Source organism: Rhodococcus sp. NCIMB 12038 (assembly GCF_002165735.1).
GTDB lineage: Bacteria > Actinomycetota > Actinomycetes > Mycobacteriales > Mycobacteriaceae > Rhodococcus_F.
This window is the reverse complement of the sequence record NZ_NHML01000004.1, coordinates 385869-402242: the sequence shown is the minus strand read 5'-3', so window position 1 is coordinate 402242 and position 16374 is coordinate 385869. Positions and strand designations below refer to the sequence as shown.

At 67.9% G+C, this 16374-nt stretch carries 15 protein-coding genes; 7 read left to right on the top strand and 8 right to left on the bottom strand.

Annotated elements, in window-relative coordinates; translation table 11 throughout:
• Positions 1–5: 5 nt before the first annotated feature.
• The gene (locus CA951_RS08095; protein WP_087556335.1) at positions 6–524 is read left to right on the top strand and encodes a DUF402 domain-containing protein; all 519 of its coding nucleotides are present in this window, start codon (positions 6–8) and stop codon (positions 522–524) included.
• Between the two features lies 1 nt (position 525).
• Here CA951_RS08095 and coaE read toward each other — a convergent pair whose 3' ends face one another.
• Entirely contained in the window at positions 526–1740 is a 1215-nt protein-coding gene (gene coaE / locus CA951_RS08090; protein ID WP_087556334.1) for a dephospho-CoA kinase, read from the bottom strand.
• A 169-nt stretch (positions 1741–1909) separates the two neighbouring features.
• On the opposite strand from coaE, the gene CA951_RS08080 reads away from it, so the two are divergent.
• Complete coding sequence (locus tag CA951_RS08080) at positions 1910–2128, top strand: hypothetical protein (RefSeq protein ID WP_087556398.1); 219 nt, start codon at positions 1910–1912, stop codon at positions 2126–2128.
• Between the two features lie 176 nt (positions 2129–2304).
• Here the strand turns inward: CA951_RS08080 and rpsA are convergent, their stop codons facing one another.
• Positions 2305–3789, bottom strand: a complete 1485-nt coding sequence (gene rpsA, locus CA951_RS08075; RefSeq protein ID WP_012687956.1) for a 30S ribosomal protein S1 — start codon at positions 3787–3789, stop codon at positions 2305–2307.
• Positions 3790–4040: 251 nt separating this feature from the next.
• Between rpsA and CA951_RS08070 the strand changes: the two genes are divergently transcribed.
• Entirely contained in the window at positions 4041–4934 is an 894-nt protein-coding gene (locus CA951_RS08070; RefSeq protein ID WP_087556333.1) for a class I SAM-dependent methyltransferase, read from the top strand.
• Positions 4935–4973: 39 nt separating this feature from the next.
• On the opposite strand, the gene CA951_RS08065 is transcribed toward CA951_RS08070, so the two are convergent.
• The 4 genes from CA951_RS08065 to CA951_RS08050 all read right to left on the bottom strand — a co-directional run bounded on the left by CA951_RS08065 (position 4974) and on the right by CA951_RS08050 (position 8909).
• Positions 4974–5735 (bottom strand): amino acid ABC transporter ATP-binding protein, encoded by a 762-nt coding sequence (locus tag CA951_RS08065; protein ID WP_087556332.1) that lies wholly within the window; start codon positions 5733–5735, stop codon positions 4974–4976.
• Positions 5732–6715: an amino acid ABC transporter permease gene (locus CA951_RS08060; protein WP_087556331.1), complete on the bottom strand. Its 984-nt coding sequence runs from the start codon at positions 6713–6715 to the stop codon at positions 5732–5734. Before CA951_RS08060 ends, CA951_RS08065 begins: the two co-directional genes overlap by 4 nt.
• 20 nt (positions 6716–6735) lie before the next feature.
• Positions 6736–7665: an ABC transporter substrate-binding protein gene (locus tag CA951_RS08055; protein ID WP_087556330.1), complete on the bottom strand. Its 930-nt coding sequence runs from the start codon at positions 7663–7665 to the stop codon at positions 6736–6738.
• A 146-nt stretch (positions 7666–7811) separates the two neighbouring features.
• Entirely contained in the window at positions 7812–8909 is a 1098-nt protein-coding gene (locus CA951_RS08050; protein WP_087556329.1) for an isocitrate/isopropylmalate dehydrogenase family protein, read from the bottom strand.
• Positions 8910–8928: 19 nt separating this feature from the next.
• Here CA951_RS08050 and CA951_RS08045 point away from each other — a divergent pair, with 19 nt between their 5' ends.
• On the top strand, positions 8929–9450 hold the full coding sequence (locus CA951_RS08045) for a 2'-5' RNA ligase family protein (protein ID WP_087556328.1): 522 nt from the start codon (positions 8929–8931) through the stop codon (positions 9448–9450).
• Here the strand turns inward: CA951_RS08045 and CA951_RS08040 are convergent, their stop codons facing one another.
• Complete coding sequence (locus tag CA951_RS08040; protein ID WP_087556327.1) at positions 9451–10356, bottom strand: DMT family transporter; 906 nt, start codon at positions 10354–10356, stop codon at positions 9451–9453.
• 194 nt (positions 10357–10550) lie between these two features.
• On the opposite strand from CA951_RS08040, the gene CA951_RS08035 reads away from it, so the two are divergent.
• Together CA951_RS08035 and trxA are read left to right on the top strand one after the other, a co-directional pair.
• A complete protein-coding gene (locus tag CA951_RS08035; protein ID WP_087556326.1) occupies positions 10551–11549 on the top strand; it encodes a helix-turn-helix domain-containing protein in 999 nt (332 codons plus the stop codon).
• Between the two features lie 70 nt (positions 11550–11619).
• Entirely contained in the window at positions 11620–11988 is a 369-nt protein-coding gene (gene trxA / locus CA951_RS08030) for a thioredoxin (protein WP_005247443.1), read from the top strand.
• A gap of 40 nt (positions 11989–12028) precedes the next feature.
• On the opposite strand, the gene polA is transcribed toward trxA, so the two are convergent.
• Entirely contained in the window at positions 12029–14773 is a 2745-nt protein-coding gene (polA, locus tag CA951_RS08025) for a DNA polymerase I (protein ID WP_087556325.1), read from the bottom strand.
• Between the two features lie 225 nt (positions 14774–14998).
• Between polA and CA951_RS08020 the strand changes: the two genes are divergently transcribed.
• Positions 14999–16372, top strand: a complete 1374-nt coding sequence (locus CA951_RS08020) for a branched-chain amino acid ABC transporter permease (RefSeq protein WP_087556324.1) — start codon at positions 14999–15001, stop codon at positions 16370–16372.
• The last annotated feature ends 2 nt before the right edge of the window (positions 16373–16374 follow it).

The window sequence follows — 16374 nt, the reverse complement described above, 5'->3', positions numbered from 1 at the left end:
CTGCCATGGCAGGCGCGACGCACGACATCCACCCACCGAAGGTCGAATACTTCGACCTCCGCGATCACACCAACACCGACCCCAAGGGTTTCGTCCGTCACGTCGACCACTACCGCGTCGAGCCGTGGGGGCTGTACATGGCGCGTACCGCCGACCACCGGCAGTTCCACTACCTGGAGTCGTGGCTGCTCCCCGACCTGGGCCTGCGCGCGTCGATCTTCCACTACCACCCGTACCACCAGCGCGATCAGGACCACTACGTCGACATCGGCACGTTCACCCGCGGCGAGAACGTGTGGAAGTCGGAGGACCACTACCTGGACCTGGTCATCCGCACCGGCCGCGACACCGAACTCCTCGACGTCGACGAACTGATGGAGGCGCACCGCGCCGGCCTGCTCGACGCCGCGACGGCCGAGCAGGCGATCCTCACCGCCACCACGGCGATCGACGGAATCGCCGCACACGGCCACGACCTCGGCGGCTGGCTGGCCTCGATCGGCATGCCGATCGACTGGCGGTGACCTACGCGGTCCACCCTGTTCGCTCGGCCCACTCCCACGCCCGGTGATACGCGCGGTCGAACCACGGGGTCTTCGCGTCGACGTAGGCGGTGATCGCGTCCTGATAGTCGGTGTGACCGGCCGCCTTCTCCGCCGCGGCCTCCTTGACCGCGAGGTACTCGGCGCGGGCGTCGGTGTCGGCGCGGAGCCAGTCCCGGAACACGAGCGCGAACTGCTGTCCCGGCCACCCGTCGACCCGGAGGTGGATGTTCACCGGCCGCCCCGGATCGGCGCCGCCGTGGATTCGCTTGCCCCACAGCGCCGGATCGGTCTCGCCGCCCTGATAGGACGGCTTCGGGTCGTCGGCGGTGATGTGCTCGATACGGGGGAACCCGGCACCGGCGAGTGATTCTGCGAGTTCGTCCGCGATGTCGAGGCTCGCGACCGTCACCTGGACGTCGATGACGTCCTTGGCAGGCAACCCGTCCACGGCCGTCGACCCGATGTGGTCGATCCGGACGGCGCGGTCGCCGCACACCAGTCGCAACCGGGCGATCAACCGGTCCGCCTGGGCAGGCCACTGCGGATTCGGCGCGGCGAGTACGGGCAGCACCCGTACGACGGTCCGCGTGCGGATGTTGGACTCGAAGGGCACGAGACGCTCCGACCACAGTGCGCGGATCTCCGGCTCGAGCGCGCCCGCGGCACCGCTGTTGTCGAGCCGGACGTCGGCCGCCGCCCGCCGTTGATCGTCATCCGCCTGGGCGGCGATCCGCGCCCGCGCGTCGGTCTCGGGCATCCCCCGCGATCCGACGAGCCGCTGCACCCGCTCCTCTGCATCGACGAACACGACGACGACCAGATGGAACGCGGCGCCCATTCCGCCCTCGACCAGCAACGGAATGTCCTGGACGAGCACCGCGTCCTCCGGCGCCGACTCGATGATCTCCGCGGTGCGCGCCCCGACCAGCGGGTGGACGATGGAATTCAACGCCAGCCGCGATTCTTCGTCGGCGAAGGCGCGCGCTGCCAGGGCGGGCCGGTCGAGCGCGCCGTCCGCCGTCAGGATCTCCTCGCCGAACCGGTCGACCAGGGCAGCGAGGCCGGGCGTACCGGGTTCGACGACCTCCCGCGCGATCAGATCGGCGTCGACGATCACCGCCCCGAGTTCGGCGAGGACCTTCGACACGGTGGACTTACCGGCTCCTATGCCTCCAGTGAGGCCGATTCTCAACACGCCCCCCAGTGTTGCACCCGCCCCGCAGCGACGACGCACGTCCCTCGCAGATCACCACCCTCTTCCCGCTCAGCAGACTCACCTGCCCCAAATACCACAGAAGTCCGACACGTTCGGTTATGTTCGAGCGAACGCACCGACCTGCACCTTCTCGAAGAAGAGGAACGCCATGCGCGATCACCGCAACCAGTTCGGTCGGCACCGCCTCGGCATTGCGGGCGGGGTGCATTGCATCGAGATTCCCGAGGTGGCCTCCGCGCTCGCCGAGCATCGCCGGACCTGGCTCACCGCGCTCATCAGCCAGGGCAGGCACAGCTTCGCGACGATGCGCAAGCGCACCGAGGTGCAGTCCTCGTCCGGCTACTGGATTCCCGCAACCGCGAACTGAGCGCCCGCGCACCACCCACGCACTGTGGCCCGACCTCCGAAGAGGTTGGGCCACAGTCGTATTCAGCACAGTTACATTCAGCACAGCCGTACCCAGAGGTCCGGAAACGACGAAACCCCGCCCCTGCAGTGCAGGAACGGGGTGTTCGGCTGTGCCTGACGAGTCAGGCGGACTTGCTAGGCGTTGCCCGACAGCTTCTCGCGCAGAGCGGCGAGCTGTGCGTCGCTGGCCAGCGATCCACCGGCAGACTCGGACGACGAGGAGCTGGAGGACGAAGCGGCGTCGGCGTCGCCGGCACCCGACTCGGAGGAGTAGCCGGCAGCAGCGGTGGCAGCCTCGGCGGCCTCGTCTGCAGCGGTCTTCTCCATCTGAGCGGTGTGCATCTTGTGACGACGCTCAGCCTCGGCGTAGCGGTTCTCCCACTCTTCACGCTGCTTGTCGAAGCCCTCGAGCCATTCGTTGGTCTCGGGATCGAAGCCCTCGGGGAAGATGTAGTTGCCCTGCTCGTCGTAGCTGTCCGCCATGCCGTACTTGGACGGATCGAACTCGGCGTTGTAGTCCTCGTTGGCCTGCTTCAGCGACAGCGAGATGCGACGACGTTCGAGGTCGATGTCGATGACCTTGACGAGTGCATCGTCGTTGACGCCGACAACCTGGTCCGGAACCTCCACGTGGCGCTCGGCCAGCTCGGAGATGTGGACGAGGCCTTCGATTCCCTCTTCGACGCGCACGAAGGCACCGAACGGAACCAGCTTCGTGACCTTGCCGGGCACGATCTGGCCGATGGCGTGCGTGCGGGCGAACTGACGCCACGGGTCTTCCTGGGTGGCCTTGAGCGACAGGGAGACGCGCTCGCGGTCCAGGTCGACGTCGAGGACCTCGACGGTGACCTCGGTGCCGACCTCGACAACCTCGGACGGGTGGTCGATGTGCTTCCAGGACAGCTCGGACACGTGCACCAGGCCGTCGACGCCGCCCAGGTCCACGAAGGCACCGAAGTTGACGATGGAGGACACGACGCCCTTGCGGACCTGGCCCTTCTGCAGCTGGTGCAGGAACTCGCTGCGAACCTCGGACTGCGTCTGCTCGAGCCATGCGCGGCGCGAGAGGACGACGTTGTTGCGGTTCTTGTCGAGCTCGATGATCTTGGCCTCGATCTCCTTGCCGACGTACGGCTGCAGATCGCGGACACGGCGCATCTCGACGAGCGAAGCGGGAAGGAAGCCACGCAGGCCGATGTCGAGGATCAGGCCGCCCTTGACGACCTCGATGACGGTGCCCTTGACGGCCTCGTCCTTCTCCTTGAGCTCCTCGATGGTGCCCCAGGCACGCTCGTACTGAGCGCGCTTCTTCGACAGGATCAGTCGGCCTTCCTTGTCCTCCTTGGTGAGGACGAGAGCTTCGACCTCATCGCCCACGGAGACGACCTCGTTGGGGTCGACGTCGTGCTTGATGGAGAGCTCACGGGAAGGGATGACGCCTTCGGTCTTGTAACCGATGTCGAGCAGGACCTCGTCACGATCGACCTTGACGATGGTGCCTTCGACGATGTCGCCATCGTTGAAGTACTTGATCGTTGCGTCGATGGCGGCGAGGAAGTCCTCGGCGGAGCCGATGTCGTTTACGGCTACCTGCGGCGAGGTCACGGTGGTGGAGGGCATGTGTTGAGTTGCTCCGGACGGGTTGTGGTCGGTTGATGGTGTTCTGTCGGACAAGCAACCCGACCCGACGAAAACATTCCCGCCGAATCAGATCACCGCAAGCGCAAGGAACGACACCCGATTGGAACCGAACAAACTCGAACTGAACCGAATCCGATGCCGCACACATAGACACTCGCGTGGAATAGGCTACGCGCCCGTGGGCAAGCTGGGCAAACCCGGGTGCGTTGCCACGCTCTACGCTGTTGCCCATGCCCGATCCTCGCCCGTCCGATTCTCCCCTGTCCGCGGAAGACGACCGCCACGGCACCGCCAACAGCGTCCTCGGAACGTCGGGGGTGAGCCGCGTCCGCGTCGACTCGGAGTCCAGCGAACGCGCGAGCCGGGCCTGGTGGGACGCCGACGCGGACGACTATCACCGCACGCACGGCGAGTTCCTCGGCGTGGACTCCTCCCGGGGCGAGTTCGTGTGGTGCCCCGAAGGGCTCCACGAGGGTGACTACCACCTCCTCGGGGATGTCGCGGGCAAGGACGTCCTCGAGGTGGGCTGCGGTTCCGCACCCTGTGCGCGGTGGCTGGCCGGCCAAGGCGCACGGGCCGTCGGACTCGATCTGTCCATGTCGATGCTGACCCGCGGGGTAGAGGCCATGCGGGCGGGCGGCCCGGCCGTGCCGCTCGTTCATGCGGGAGCCGAGCACCTCCCCTTCGCCGACGCGAGCTTCGACATCGCCTGTTCGGCTTTCGGCGCAGTTCCGTTCGTGGCGGACTCACAGCAGGTGATGAGTGAGGTCGCCCGGGTCCTTCGGCCCGGCGGGCTGTGGGTGTTCGCCGTCAACCACCCGATCCGCTGGATCTTCCCGGACGATCCGGGCCCGCGCGGTCTCACCGCATCACTCCCCTACTTCGACCGCACGCCCTACGTCGAGGTCGACGGCGACGGCGTCCCCACCTATGTCGAGCACCACCGGACCATCGGCGACCGGGTCCGCGAGATCGTCGCGGCCGGGCTGGAGGTGCGCGACATCATCGAGCCGGAGTGGCCCGAGTGGCTCGACCGGGAATGGGGGCAATGGAGCCCGCTCCGGGGGCAGATCTTCCCCGGCACCGCGATCTTCAGCTGCCTTCGGCCCGTGAGTACTTGTTAACCGCCGGCGGTTAACAAGTACTCACGGGGCCGGAGGCCACTAGAGCAGTTTCGACAGAAACGCCTTGGTGCGATCGTGCTGCGGATTGGCCAGCAACTCGCGGGGATCGCCCGATTCGACGACGACGCCGGCGTCCATGAACACCAGCTGGTCCGCCACCTCGCGGGCGAAACCCATCTCGTGGGTGACGACGACCATGGTCATGCCGCCTGCCGCGAGATCCTTCATCACGGTGAGCACCTCCCCCACTAACTCCGGGTCGAGGGCGGACGTCGGCTCGTCGAACAGCATCAGCTTGGGGTCCATCGCCAGCGCGCGGGCGATCGCGACGCGCTGCTGCTGACCGCCCGACAGTTGCGCGGGGTACGCGTCCGCCTTCTCGCTCAGGCCCACCTGGTCGAGGAGATCGCGTCCCCGTTCGAGCGCCTTCTTCTTGCTCAGCTTCTTCACCTGGATGGGCGCCTCGATGATGTTCTCGAGCGCCGTCCGGTGCGGAAAGAGGTTGAAGTGCTGGAAGACCATCCCGATGTCGCGGCGCTGCTTCGCCGCCGCCCGGGGGTGGAGTTCGTAGAGCTTGCCGTTTCGCTCGGAGTACCCGACGATCTCGCCGTCGACGTACAGCCGGCCTGCGTTGACCTGCTCGAGGTGATTGATGCACCGCAGGAACGTCGACTTGCCCGACCCGGACGGCCCGACCAGGCACAGGACCTGGCCGGCGCCGATCTCCAGCGACACACCCTTGAGCACCTTCAGCGCCCCGAAGTTCTTGCAGACCCGGTCCGCCATGACCATCGGCGTCATTTTCGTTCCCCTCCGGGTGTATCGGGCAGGGTCTCGGGACCGGGTTCGATGACCAGCGGCTTGCCCTGCGCGTCGGCGAGCGCCTGCAGTTGCCGCGCGGTGAGCTTGCGGGACGCACCCTTCGAGTAGTACCGCTCCAGGTAGAACTGGCCGATCATGAGCAGGCTCGTGATGGCGAGGTACCAGGTGGCGGCCACCATCAGCAGCGGGATGGGCTGGAAGTTCGCGCCCGAGATGTCTCTGGCACGTCCGTACAACTCCAGGCTGTAGGGCACTGCCGTGACCAGCGACGTCGTCTTCAGCATGCTGATCAGCTCGTTGCCGGTGGGCGGGATGATCACCCGCATGGCCTGCGGCAGAACCGTGCGACGCATGGTCTGCGACCACGTCATGCCGAGCGCCACCGACGCCTCGGACTGCCCCTCGGCGACCGAGTTCACGCCGGCGCGGACGATCTCGGCCATGTACGCGGCCTCGTTGAGTCCCAGCCCGATCACCGCGAACAGGAACGCCGCGTTGATTCCCTGCAGGTCGATGTGCACGAACTGGTGGACGAACGGGATCCCCAGATCCAGCTGCTTGTAGATGGACGGGAACAGTCCCCAGAACACCAACTGCACGTAGACCGGGGTGCCGCGGAAGATCCACAGGTACCCCCACGACGCCGCCTTCAGAACCGGGTTCGGCGACAACCGCATGACGGCGAGCACGACACCGAGCACGATGGCGATGGCCATCGACAGGATCGTCAGCTGGATGGTGTTCCACGCCGCGGCCGAGATCCGGGCGTCGAACAGATACTGCGCGTAGACGTCCCAGCGGTACGCCTCGTTGGTGCGCGCACCGTTGACGAACAGCGCCAGCAGCAGGCCGACGACGATCGCGGCGATCCACCGGCCGGGCCGCCGCAGCGGGATCGCCTTGATGGGTTCCGGTTCCTGCCCCGTCTCGGTGCCCGTCCGGTCCGGGGCCTTCTCCACGTCAGACACTCGTCAACCGCTCAGCTCGTGGCGCCGTTGATCTGGGACGTGGTGATGACGCCCGCCTCGACACCCCAGTTCTCCGCGATCGTCCGGTAGGTGCCGTCGTCGATGAGGTGCTGAAGCGCCTGCTGCAGGGTCTGCGCGAGCGGCGAGCCCTTCGCGACGGGCCAGCCGTACGGCGCGGCGTCGAAGACCTCGCCCGCGGCCTCGATCTTGCCGTCGCTCTGCTTGATCGCGTACGCGGTGACGGGCGAGTCGGCCGACATCGCGTCGACCTTGCCGAGGGCGACGGCGTTGGCCGCGTCGTCCTGGCTGTCGAACTTCACGATGTCGATCGGCGGCTTACCGGCGGCGACGCACGCGGCGCTCTTGGCGGGCACTTCCTCGAGGTCCTCGATGGTGGTCGTCTGCACGCCCACCCGGAGGCCGCACGCATTGGTGGGGTCGACGGACTTCCCGGCGGGCTGCGCCCACTGCACCCCGGCGCTGAAGTAGGTGGTGAAGTCGACCGACTGCTCGCGTTCCTTCGTGTCGGTGAACGACGACATACCCATGTCGTAGCTGCCGGCCTGGATCGACGGGATGATCTTGTCGAAGTCCGCCTCGGTGTACTGCGGTGTCACGCCGAGCACCTTGCCCACGGCGTCCACGAGGTCGACGTCGAAGCCGACGATCTTGCCGCTCGGATCCTTGAACTCGTTGGGCGAGTAGGGAATGTTGACGCCGACGATGATCTTGCCGGACGAGGCGATCTTCTCGGGCAGTGTCGCCGCGATGGCATCCACCTTGTCGACTTCCACGGCGACGGTGTCTTCTCCGGACGGCGAGCCGCCGCCCTCGGTGTTGCTGGCGCAGCCGGCGAGCAGCAGAGCACTGCCACCCGCCAGTGCACAGATGGTGCGGGCCACTCGGCCTCGCGCGAAGACGGATCGACCAGACACTGGCATGTCCTCCAAGAATCGTGGTGCACCGGGCGAGCTACGGCGACGGAGAACTCTCGAACTCCGACCAGTCGAACGGTAGGTCACGACACCCGCGACTGCGGACGTCGTTACCGAACATTAACGGCCTGACCCGGCCCGTGGCGGCGGTTTCAGCGACGCAGTGTCCGGGCGAGGACGGTCTCGGTGAACTCGCTGGTCGACGCGAGTCCACCCAGGTCAGCCGTGGCGACCCCGGAGGCGATCGTCGCACGGACCGCGTCGCGGATACGGTGGGCCGCGCCGCCCAGATTCCGGTCGGCGCGCCGGTCCCCGAGCCACTCGAGCATCATCGCCGCCGACAGCATCAGGGCCGTCGGATTGGCCCGGTTGCGGCCCGCGATGTCGGGGGCGGCTCCGTGCGCCGCCTGCGCCATCACCTTCGTCTCGGAAGTGTTGATCGACGGCGCCGTGCCGAGCGAGCCGGACAGCTCGCCCGTCAGGTCCGACAGGATGTCGCCGAACATGTTCTCCGTCACCACGACGTCGAAGTCGCGACCCCTGCGGACGAGGTGCGCGGTCATGGCGTCGACGTGCTCGTCGTCGATCCGCACGTCCGGGTAGTGGCGCTCCCCCACCTCCCGGCAGACGTCGCGGAACAGTCCGGTGGTCATCGACAGCACGTTGGCCTTGTGCACGATCGTGACGTGGCGGGCCCGCGTGCGCGCCAGCGCGAATGCGGTGTGCGCGATGCGCTCACACGCCCGCCTCGTCACGACTCCGACTGCCAGCGCGACGTCCGGAGTCGGCATGAACTCGCCGCTGCCGGCGAACATGTTGCGGTCCGCGTACAAGCCTTCGGTGTTCTCCCGGACGATCACGAGATCCATGTCCGGCACCGTCGAGGCGACGCCCTCGAGCGAACGCGCGGGACGGATGTTGGCGAACAGGTCGAAACGCTTGCGCACCACCCCGCCCGGGGTCAGCCTGCCGCGGAACGGCTCAGGGTAGGCGGCGCTGTCGTGCGGACCGAGGATCCAGGCGTCGAATTCGTCCAGCGCGGAGAGCGTGGAGTCGGGGATCGGCGTTCCGTGCGACTCGATGGCGCCCAGGCCGAGGGGCAGTTCCACCCAGTCGACGTCACCGCCGCCGGCCGCGGTCACCGCGGCCGAGACCACCCGCTGGGTCGCCGGAACGATCTCGTGACCGATGCCGTCGCCGAGGAGCACCCCGATCCGGTTGCCGGAAATGTTTGCCGTAGCACCGCTCATGAGGCCATCATTGCCTACCATGGTCCAGTCGGTGGAACTGCTGTTCGACGAGGCGACCGACGTTGCCGTGCGCGCCGAGTGGCAACGCCTGTGGGATGCGGGGATGCCCAGCCGCACCCGGGTTCGCGCCGAATCGAATCGGCCCCACATCACCCTGTTCGTCGCACGCCACATCCCACCCGAGATCGACGAACTGCTGGGCCGCCGGATCGCGACGCCCTCGTTCCACATCCGGCTGGGCGGGCTCGTGATGTTCGGCGGCAGGCACGTCACGTTGTCCCGGTTGGTGGTGCCGTCGAAGGCCCTGCTGTCTCTGCACCGCAGCGTGTTCGATCTCGCGGAGCACGCCACAGAGGTCACGCCGCACATCCGCCCCGGCGAGTGGACGCCGCACGTGACCCTCGCGCGTCGGCTCCCGGCGGATCAGATCGCGGAGGCCGCGCGGTTGCTCGACGGCGGCGACATCATCGGCCGGGCGTCGGTGGTGCGCCGGTGGGACGGGGAGGCCAAACGCGAGTGGGTGGTCACGGCACCCCCGTGATCACGGTGTGTGCGCGGCGATCGTCGCGGCGGCCCGTCGCGAAGACCGTTGGGTGACGACGATTCCCGCGATCACGGCCAGCGCCCCGACCGGCTGGTTCCAGGAGATGTGCTCGTCGAGTGCGACCGCGCCGAGCACCACGCCGACCACCGGGGTCAGGTACGTGACGGTGGACGCCGCGGTGGGTCCCCAGCCGCGCACCACGTTCGTGTTCCACACGAACGCCAGTCCCGTGCCGAACGCCCCGAGCCCGATCATCGACGCGACGATCGCGGGGGTCAGGTGCATCGGTGTGCTCGCGACCCACGGTGTGGCGAGAACCATGACGGCTGCGGCGATCGACACCTGCATGAACGCGATGGTCGGTGTGCTCACGCCGCGCGGGAGGATGAACCGCCTCAGGTAGACCAGCGCCACGCCGTAGGACGCGGTGGCACCCAGGCACGCGAGTTGCGCGGGAACGCTGCCGAGAATCCCCGACTGCCACGGCGCCAGCACCACGACCACACCCGTGAATCCGAGCAGGAGGCCGAACAGCTTTGCGTCCGTGAGCTTCTCCCCCGGCAGGAATGCCAGGGCCACCGACATCGTCATCAGCGGTGTGGTGGCGTTGTAGATGCTGGCCAGCCCCGAACTGATGCTCTGCTCGGCCCAGCTGAACAGCAGCCACGGCAGCAGGCACTGCGCGACGGCCAGCACTGACAGGTGCGCCCACGTCGCCGCTTCGCGCGGCAACCGCGTCCGGGTGATTCCGAGGACGGCACCGAGGGTCACCGCCCCGAACACGAGTCGCCACAGCACGACCTGGGTGAAGGACAGGCCCTCGAGGCCGACTTTGATGAAGAGGAAACTCGCGCCCCAGGCGAGCGCCGTGCCCGCGTACTGGACCGCCGGATTCCCTCTCAAAACCGGAAGTCTCCGTGCTGGATGACTTCGTTGTGCGTGTCGGGCGTGCGGCCGGCGAGCGCCAGCGCAGCGAGCGCCAGGAACACGAGGAGTACCACGACCAGGATTGTCATGCCTTCAGCCTGGTTCCCTCGGCCCCCGAGCAAAAGTGGCAGAAACGACATAGTTGATCGTTTTCCTGCCATACTCGGTTCGTGCTGAAAAAGGTCGTCGTGCCATTGATGCCGCTCACCGAGGCGTTCGAACTCGGCGTCGCCTGCGAGGTGTTCGGTTTCGACCGTTCCGACGACGGCCTGCCCACCTACGACTTCTCCCTCGTCGCCGGCTCACCGGAACCCATCCGCACCCGATTCGGATACGGCATCGACGTCCCGTACGACCTCGACCGGCTCGACGACGCCGACCTCATCCTCGTTCCCGCGGGCGGCACCTACGCCGAGGAGGACGGCTCCTACCTGTGCGCGAAGGAGCCCGCCTCGCACATGGATCCGCTCCTCGGCAAACTCCGGGCGGCGGTGGACCGCGGCGCCAAGGTCGCCAGCCTCTGCAGCGGCGCGTTCGTGCTCGGCGCCGCCGGACTGCTGGACGGACGCAAGTGCACCACCCACTGGCGGCACGCCCGGCGGCTCGCCGAACTCCACCCGGCGGCCACCGTCGACCCCAACGTCCTCTACGTCGACGACGATCCGGTCCTGACCAGCGCGGGCACCGCCGCGGGCATCGACCTGTGCCTGCACATCGTGCGTAAGGAACAGGGCAGCAAGGTGGCCAACGTGATCGCCCGGCGCATGGTCGTCCCGCCGCACCGCGACGGCGGCCAGGCGCAGTACGTGGCGATGCCGCTGCCGTCGACGACGATCGACACGCTCGGGCCGCTGCTCGACTGGATGACCGAGCACCTCGCCCTGGACCTCACGGTGACCGCGGTGGCCGCCAAAGCCAACATGTCGCCGCGGACGTTCGCGAGACGGTTCCAGGCCGAGACCGGGACCACCCCGGCCCGCTGGCTCGGCGACCAGCGGGTGCTGGCCGCGCAGCACCTGCTCGAGAACTCGGACCTCTCGGTCGACGTGATCGCCGAACGCGTCGGCTTCGGCGGTGGCGCGGTGCTGCGGCAGCATTTCCTGCGGCTGCGCCACACCACACCGCAGGCGTACCGCCGCACGTTCCGGGACACGGAGCGCACCGGCTGAGGAACCCGCAGGGAAGAATCGACGGCGACGCGGCGTTGCACAGGCAGACCCACCGATCGAAAGGACCCTCGTGGCCACCAAGACTCTGACTCAGCAGAACTTCGACGAGACCGTGACCGGCAACGACGTCGTGCTGGTCGACTTCTGGGCGTCGTGGTGCGGACCGTGCCGCTCCTTCGCCCCCACCTTCGAGGCCTCGTCGGAGCAGCACCCGGACGTCGTGCACGCCAAGGTCGACACCGAGGCGGAACAGGGCATCGCCGCCGCCGCGAACATCCGCTCGATCCCGACCATCATGGCGTTCCGCGAGGGTGTGCTGGTGTTCAGTCAGCCGGGTGCGCTGCCGCCTGCGGCGCTCGAGGATCTGGTCACGCAGGTCAAGGCCCTCGACATGGACGAGGTGCGCAAGCAGATCGCCGAGCAGGCCCCCGCCGAATAGGGCGAGGGCCCCGGCCGAACAGGCTGCGGACCGCCGCCGCCTAGTGTGCGGCGGCGTCCCAACTGCGACCGGTGCCGACGGACACGTCGAGCGGCACCGACAGCTCGATGGCCGAGGCCATCTTGTCGCGGACCAGTTGTTCCACCCGGTCCCGTTCCGCTTCGACGACCTCGAGCACCAGTTCGTCGTGCACCTGCAGCAGCATGCGCGACTTCAGTCCCGCCTCGCGCAGTGAGCGCTGCACGTCGATCATCGCGACCTTGATGATGTCGGCGGCCGTGCCCTGGATGGGGGCGTTGAGCGCGGCCCGCTCGGCGACCTCCCGCCGCTGGCGGTTGTCGCTGGTGAGGTCGGGCAGGTAGCGGCGGCGCCCGTACAGCGTCGACGTGTAGCCGTCCTTGCGGGCCTGTTCGACGACCTCGTGCAGGTAGTCGCGCACCCCGCCGAACCGGGCGAAGTACGCCTCCATCTGCGATTTGGCCTCTTCGGTCGAGATCTTGAGCTGCGCTGCCAGACCGAACGCGCTGAGCCCGTACGCCAGCCCGTACGACATCGCCTTCACGCGGCGGCGCAGTTCGGGGGTGACCTCCTCGATCGGCACGCCGAACGCGCGGGCACCGACGAAGCTGTGCAGATCCTCGCCGGTGTTGAACGCCTCGATCAGTCCCTCGTCGCCGGACACGTGCGCCATGATCCGCATCTCGATCTGGCTGTAGTCGGCGGTGAGCAGCGAGTCGAACCCCTCACCGACGACGAACCCGTCGCGGATCTGACGGCCCGCGTCCGTGCGGACCGGGATGTTCTGCAGGTTGGGCTCCGTCGACGACAGCCGGCCGGTGGCGGCGACCGTCTGGTTGAACGTGGTGTGGATCCGCCCGTCGTCGGCGACCGTCTTCAGCAGACCGTCCACGGTCACCTTCAGCCGCGTCGCGTCGCGGTGCGCGAGAAGGTGCTCGAGGAACGGGTGCGACGTCTTCTCGAACAGGTTCTGCAACGCCTCGGCGTCCGTGGTGTAGCCGGTCTTCGTCTTCTTCGTCTTGGGCATCTCCAGCTCGTCGAACAGCACGACCTGCAGCTGCTTGGGCGACCCGAGGTTGATCTGCTTGCCGATGACCCCGTAGGCCGCCTCCGCCGCCTCGGACACCTCGGCCGCGAACCGGCTCTGCAGGTCGTGCAGGTGGTCGCCGTCGACGGCGATGCCGGACGCCTCGATGTCGGCCAGCACCGCCAGCAGCGGCAACTCCATCTCGGACAGCAGGGCCGTCGACTCGATGTTCTCGAGTTCCGTGTCGAGCGCGGCCGCGAGGTCGAGGACGGCGCGGGCACTGAGAATCTCGGTCTCGGCGGCTTCGGCGTCGACCTGGTCGGCGTCGTCGAGCAGCGACAGCTGCTCCTGCCCGGTCTCCTCCACCCGCAGTTCCCTGCGCAGGTAGCGCAGCGACAGGTCGTCGAGGTTGAACGTTCGCTGCCCGGGGCGCACCAGGTACGCCGCGAGCGCGGTGTCGCTGGTGAGACCGCCGAGCACCCAGCCGCGTCCGCGCAGCGCGTGCATCGCCCACTTGGCCTCGTGCAGAGCCTTCGGCTGATCCGCGTCCGCGAGCCAGTCGCCGAGCGCCTTCTCGTCCTCCGGGGTGGCGGACGCGGTGGCGACGTACGCGCCCTCGCCGTCGGCGGACGCGATAGCGATCGCCGTCACGTCGCCGCCGTACGGGGTGCGAGTGCCGACCACCGACACACCGGACCGCTCGCCCGTCGACGCGTGCGCCGACAGCCAATCCGCGACCGCACCCGGTTCGAGCGCACTGCCGCGCACCTCGAAGCCCTCCTCCGCCTCGGCCGCGACCGGGGCGAGCGTCGCGAACAGCCGGTCGCGCAGCACCTTGAACTCGAGGTCGTCGAACAGCGCGTGGATCTTCTCCCGATCCCACTGCGCCAGCATCAGCTGGTCCGGGGTGTACGGCAGCGGAACGTCGCGCACCATCTCGGTGAGCTCCCGGTTGAGCAGGACGTTCGGCAGGTTCTCCCGCAGCGCGTCACCGACCTTGCCTCGAACCTTGTCGACGTTGTCGACCAGCCCGACGAGATCGCCGTACTCCCTGATCCATTTGGTGGCGGTCTTCTCCCCCACACCCGGGATGCCCGGCAGGTTGTCACTCGGGTCGCCGCGCAGGGCCGCGAAGTCGGGGTACTGCGCAGGTGTGAGCCCGTACTTCTCCTCGACCGCCGCAGGCGTGAACCGGGTGAGGTCCGAGACGCCCTTCTTCGGGTAGAGCACCGTCACCCCGTCAGTGACCAGCTGGAGCGAGTCCCGGTCGCCGGTCACCACGAGGACGCGGTACCCGAGTACCTCCGCCTGGGTGGTGAGCGTGGCGATGATGTCGTCGGCCTCGAACCCCTGCTCTGCCATCACCGGGATGCCGAGGGCCCCGAGGACGTCCTTCGTGATCTCGACCTGCCCCTTGAACTCGTCCGGGGCCGTGCTGCGATTGGCCTTGTACTCGGGGAACTTCTCGGCCCGGAACGTCTGCCGGGACACGTCGAACGCCGCCGCCACATGGGTGGGCTGTTCGTCGCGCAGCAGGTTGATCAACATCGACGTGAACCCGTAGACGGCGTTGGTGACCTGACCACTGTGTGTCTTGAAGTTCTCGGCGGGCAGGGCGTAGAACGCACGGAAGGCCAGCGAATGGCCGTCGAGCAGCATCAGGGTGGGGCGATCGTCGGACGGCGCGGCTGCGCCGGACGCGGGGGACGTGGTGGACCGGGGGGTGGTTGCAGGGCTCACGGTTGCCCAGTCTAGGGAGCGGATCCGACACCGATCAGCCGGATGGTTCGATACCCAACCGAAACGTGCCGGAAATCCGAGAACCCCATTTCGCGCGACCGGAGCCGTTAGAGTCCGGAAATTGCGGCACGGGCGGTAGCCCTGCCCGTCGCCGCACGTTCCTGACCGACTACACGTCCCCGGAGGACCTGCGTGGCCCCAACCGTGAGGAAGCGACTCCCAGCAGTGAGGACGCGACCGACATCCGCGAGGAAACACACGAGACGAGGTCCGGTCACCCGGCAACTCGGCCGTGCGTTCGTCCTCGTCCTGCTCGGCCTCGTCGCGGCGATCGCCTTCGGCGGTCCCGCGGCGGCGCAGGAACCCACGCCACCGCCGGCTCCACCGACCGCGACCAGTCAGCAACCGGCGCCGCCGGCGAACGCGGTGCGGGTCAGCGGCAATCTCAACAACGCAGGCGAACGGCTCGCGGACGTCGAGGTGCGCGCCCTCGACTCCTCGGGCACCGAGGTCGCGAAGGCGACGTCGGAGTCGAACGGCCGCTGGGAGCTCCAGCTCGCGCCCGGCACGTACACGTTCGAGATCGTCGCGGACTCCCTGCCCGACGACGTCAGCGTGCAGGGCACGGTGGAGCGTGAGGTGGTGGCCGGTCGCGCCAACACGGTGATCTTCTCGTTCGGCGAGGCCCGCACCGGTTCCGCGGTCCCGTTCTACGAGAAGCTGATCCGCCAGACCATCGACGGACTCCGCTTCGGTCTCGTCATCGCCATCGCCGGTGTCGGGCTGAGCCTGATCTACGGCACCACCGGTTTGACGAACTTCGCGCACGGCGAACTCGTCACTCTCGGCGCGGTCGCGGCGTGGGTCATCAACGTGACGTTCGGTGTGCAGCTGATCCCGGCGACCATCCTCGCGGTGTTCGTGGGGATCCTGATCGGCCTACTCAACAACGCCGCGATCTGGAAACCGCTGCGAAAACGCAAAACCGGCCTGATAGCCCAGCTGGTGGTGTCGATCGGACTCGCGATCTCCCTGCGCTACCTGATCCTGATCTTCTTCTCCGATCGCGCGGAGCCGTTCGTCGACTACCAGGCGCAGGTGGAGAGGCACTGGGGTCCGATCGCGATCACCGACGCCAACCTCGTGTGCATCGCGATCAGCCTCGTCGTCCTCGTCGGAGTTGCCCTGCTGCTGCAGAAGACGCGCATCGGCAAGGCCATGCGCGCCGTGTCCGACAACCGCGACCTGGCCGCGTCCTCCGGCATCGACGTCGAACGGGTGATCCGCTTCGTGTGGGGGCTCGGCGGCGGCCTGGCCGCGCTCGGCGGCGTGCTGTTCGGCATCTCCGAACTCGGGGGCCGCGTGCAGTGGGAGATGGGTTTCAAACTCCTGCTGCTGATGTTCGCCGGCATCACGCTCGGCGGACTCGGCACCGCCTACGGAGCGCTGCTCGGCTGTGTGATCGTCGGTCTGCTCGTCCAGCTGTCGACGCTGGTGATCAACCCCGACCTCAAGTACATCGGAGGACTGCTCATCTTGATCGTCATCCTGGTCGTCCGGCCTCAGGGCATTCTCGGCAGCCGGCAAAGGATCGGGTGAGG

What these genes read in the sequence shown, in the direction of transcription:
- CA951_RS08065 (WP_087556332.1), bottom strand. Translation starts at nt 5,735, where the DNA reads ATGACGCCGATGGTCATGGCGGACCGGGTCTGCAAGAACTTCGGGGCG.
- CA951_RS08055 (WP_087556330.1), bottom strand. Translation starts at nt 7,665, where the DNA reads ATGCCAGTGTCTGGTCGATCCGTCTTCGCGCGAGGCCGAGTGGCCCGC.
- CA951_RS08080 (WP_087556398.1), top strand. Translation starts at nt 1,910, where the DNA reads ATGCGCGATCACCGCAACCAGTTCGGTCGGCACCGCCTCGGCATTGCG.
- rpsA (WP_012687956.1), bottom strand. Translation starts at nt 3,789, where the DNA reads ATGCCCTCCACCACCGTGACCTCGCCGCAGGTAGCCGTAAACGACATC.
- CA951_RS08095 (WP_087556335.1), top strand. Translation starts at nt 6, where the DNA reads ATGGCAGGCGCGACGCACGACATCCACCCACCGAAGGTCGAATACTTC.
- CA951_RS08070 (WP_087556333.1), top strand. Translation starts at nt 4,041, where the DNA reads ATGCCCGATCCTCGCCCGTCCGATTCTCCCCTGTCCGCGGAAGACGAC.
- CA951_RS08045 (WP_087556328.1), top strand. Translation starts at nt 8,929, where the DNA reads ATGGTCCAGTCGGTGGAACTGCTGTTCGACGAGGCGACCGACGTTGCC.
- CA951_RS08050 (WP_087556329.1), bottom strand. Translation starts at nt 8,909, where the DNA reads ATGAGCGGTGCTACGGCAAACATTTCCGGCAACCGGATCGGGGTGCTC.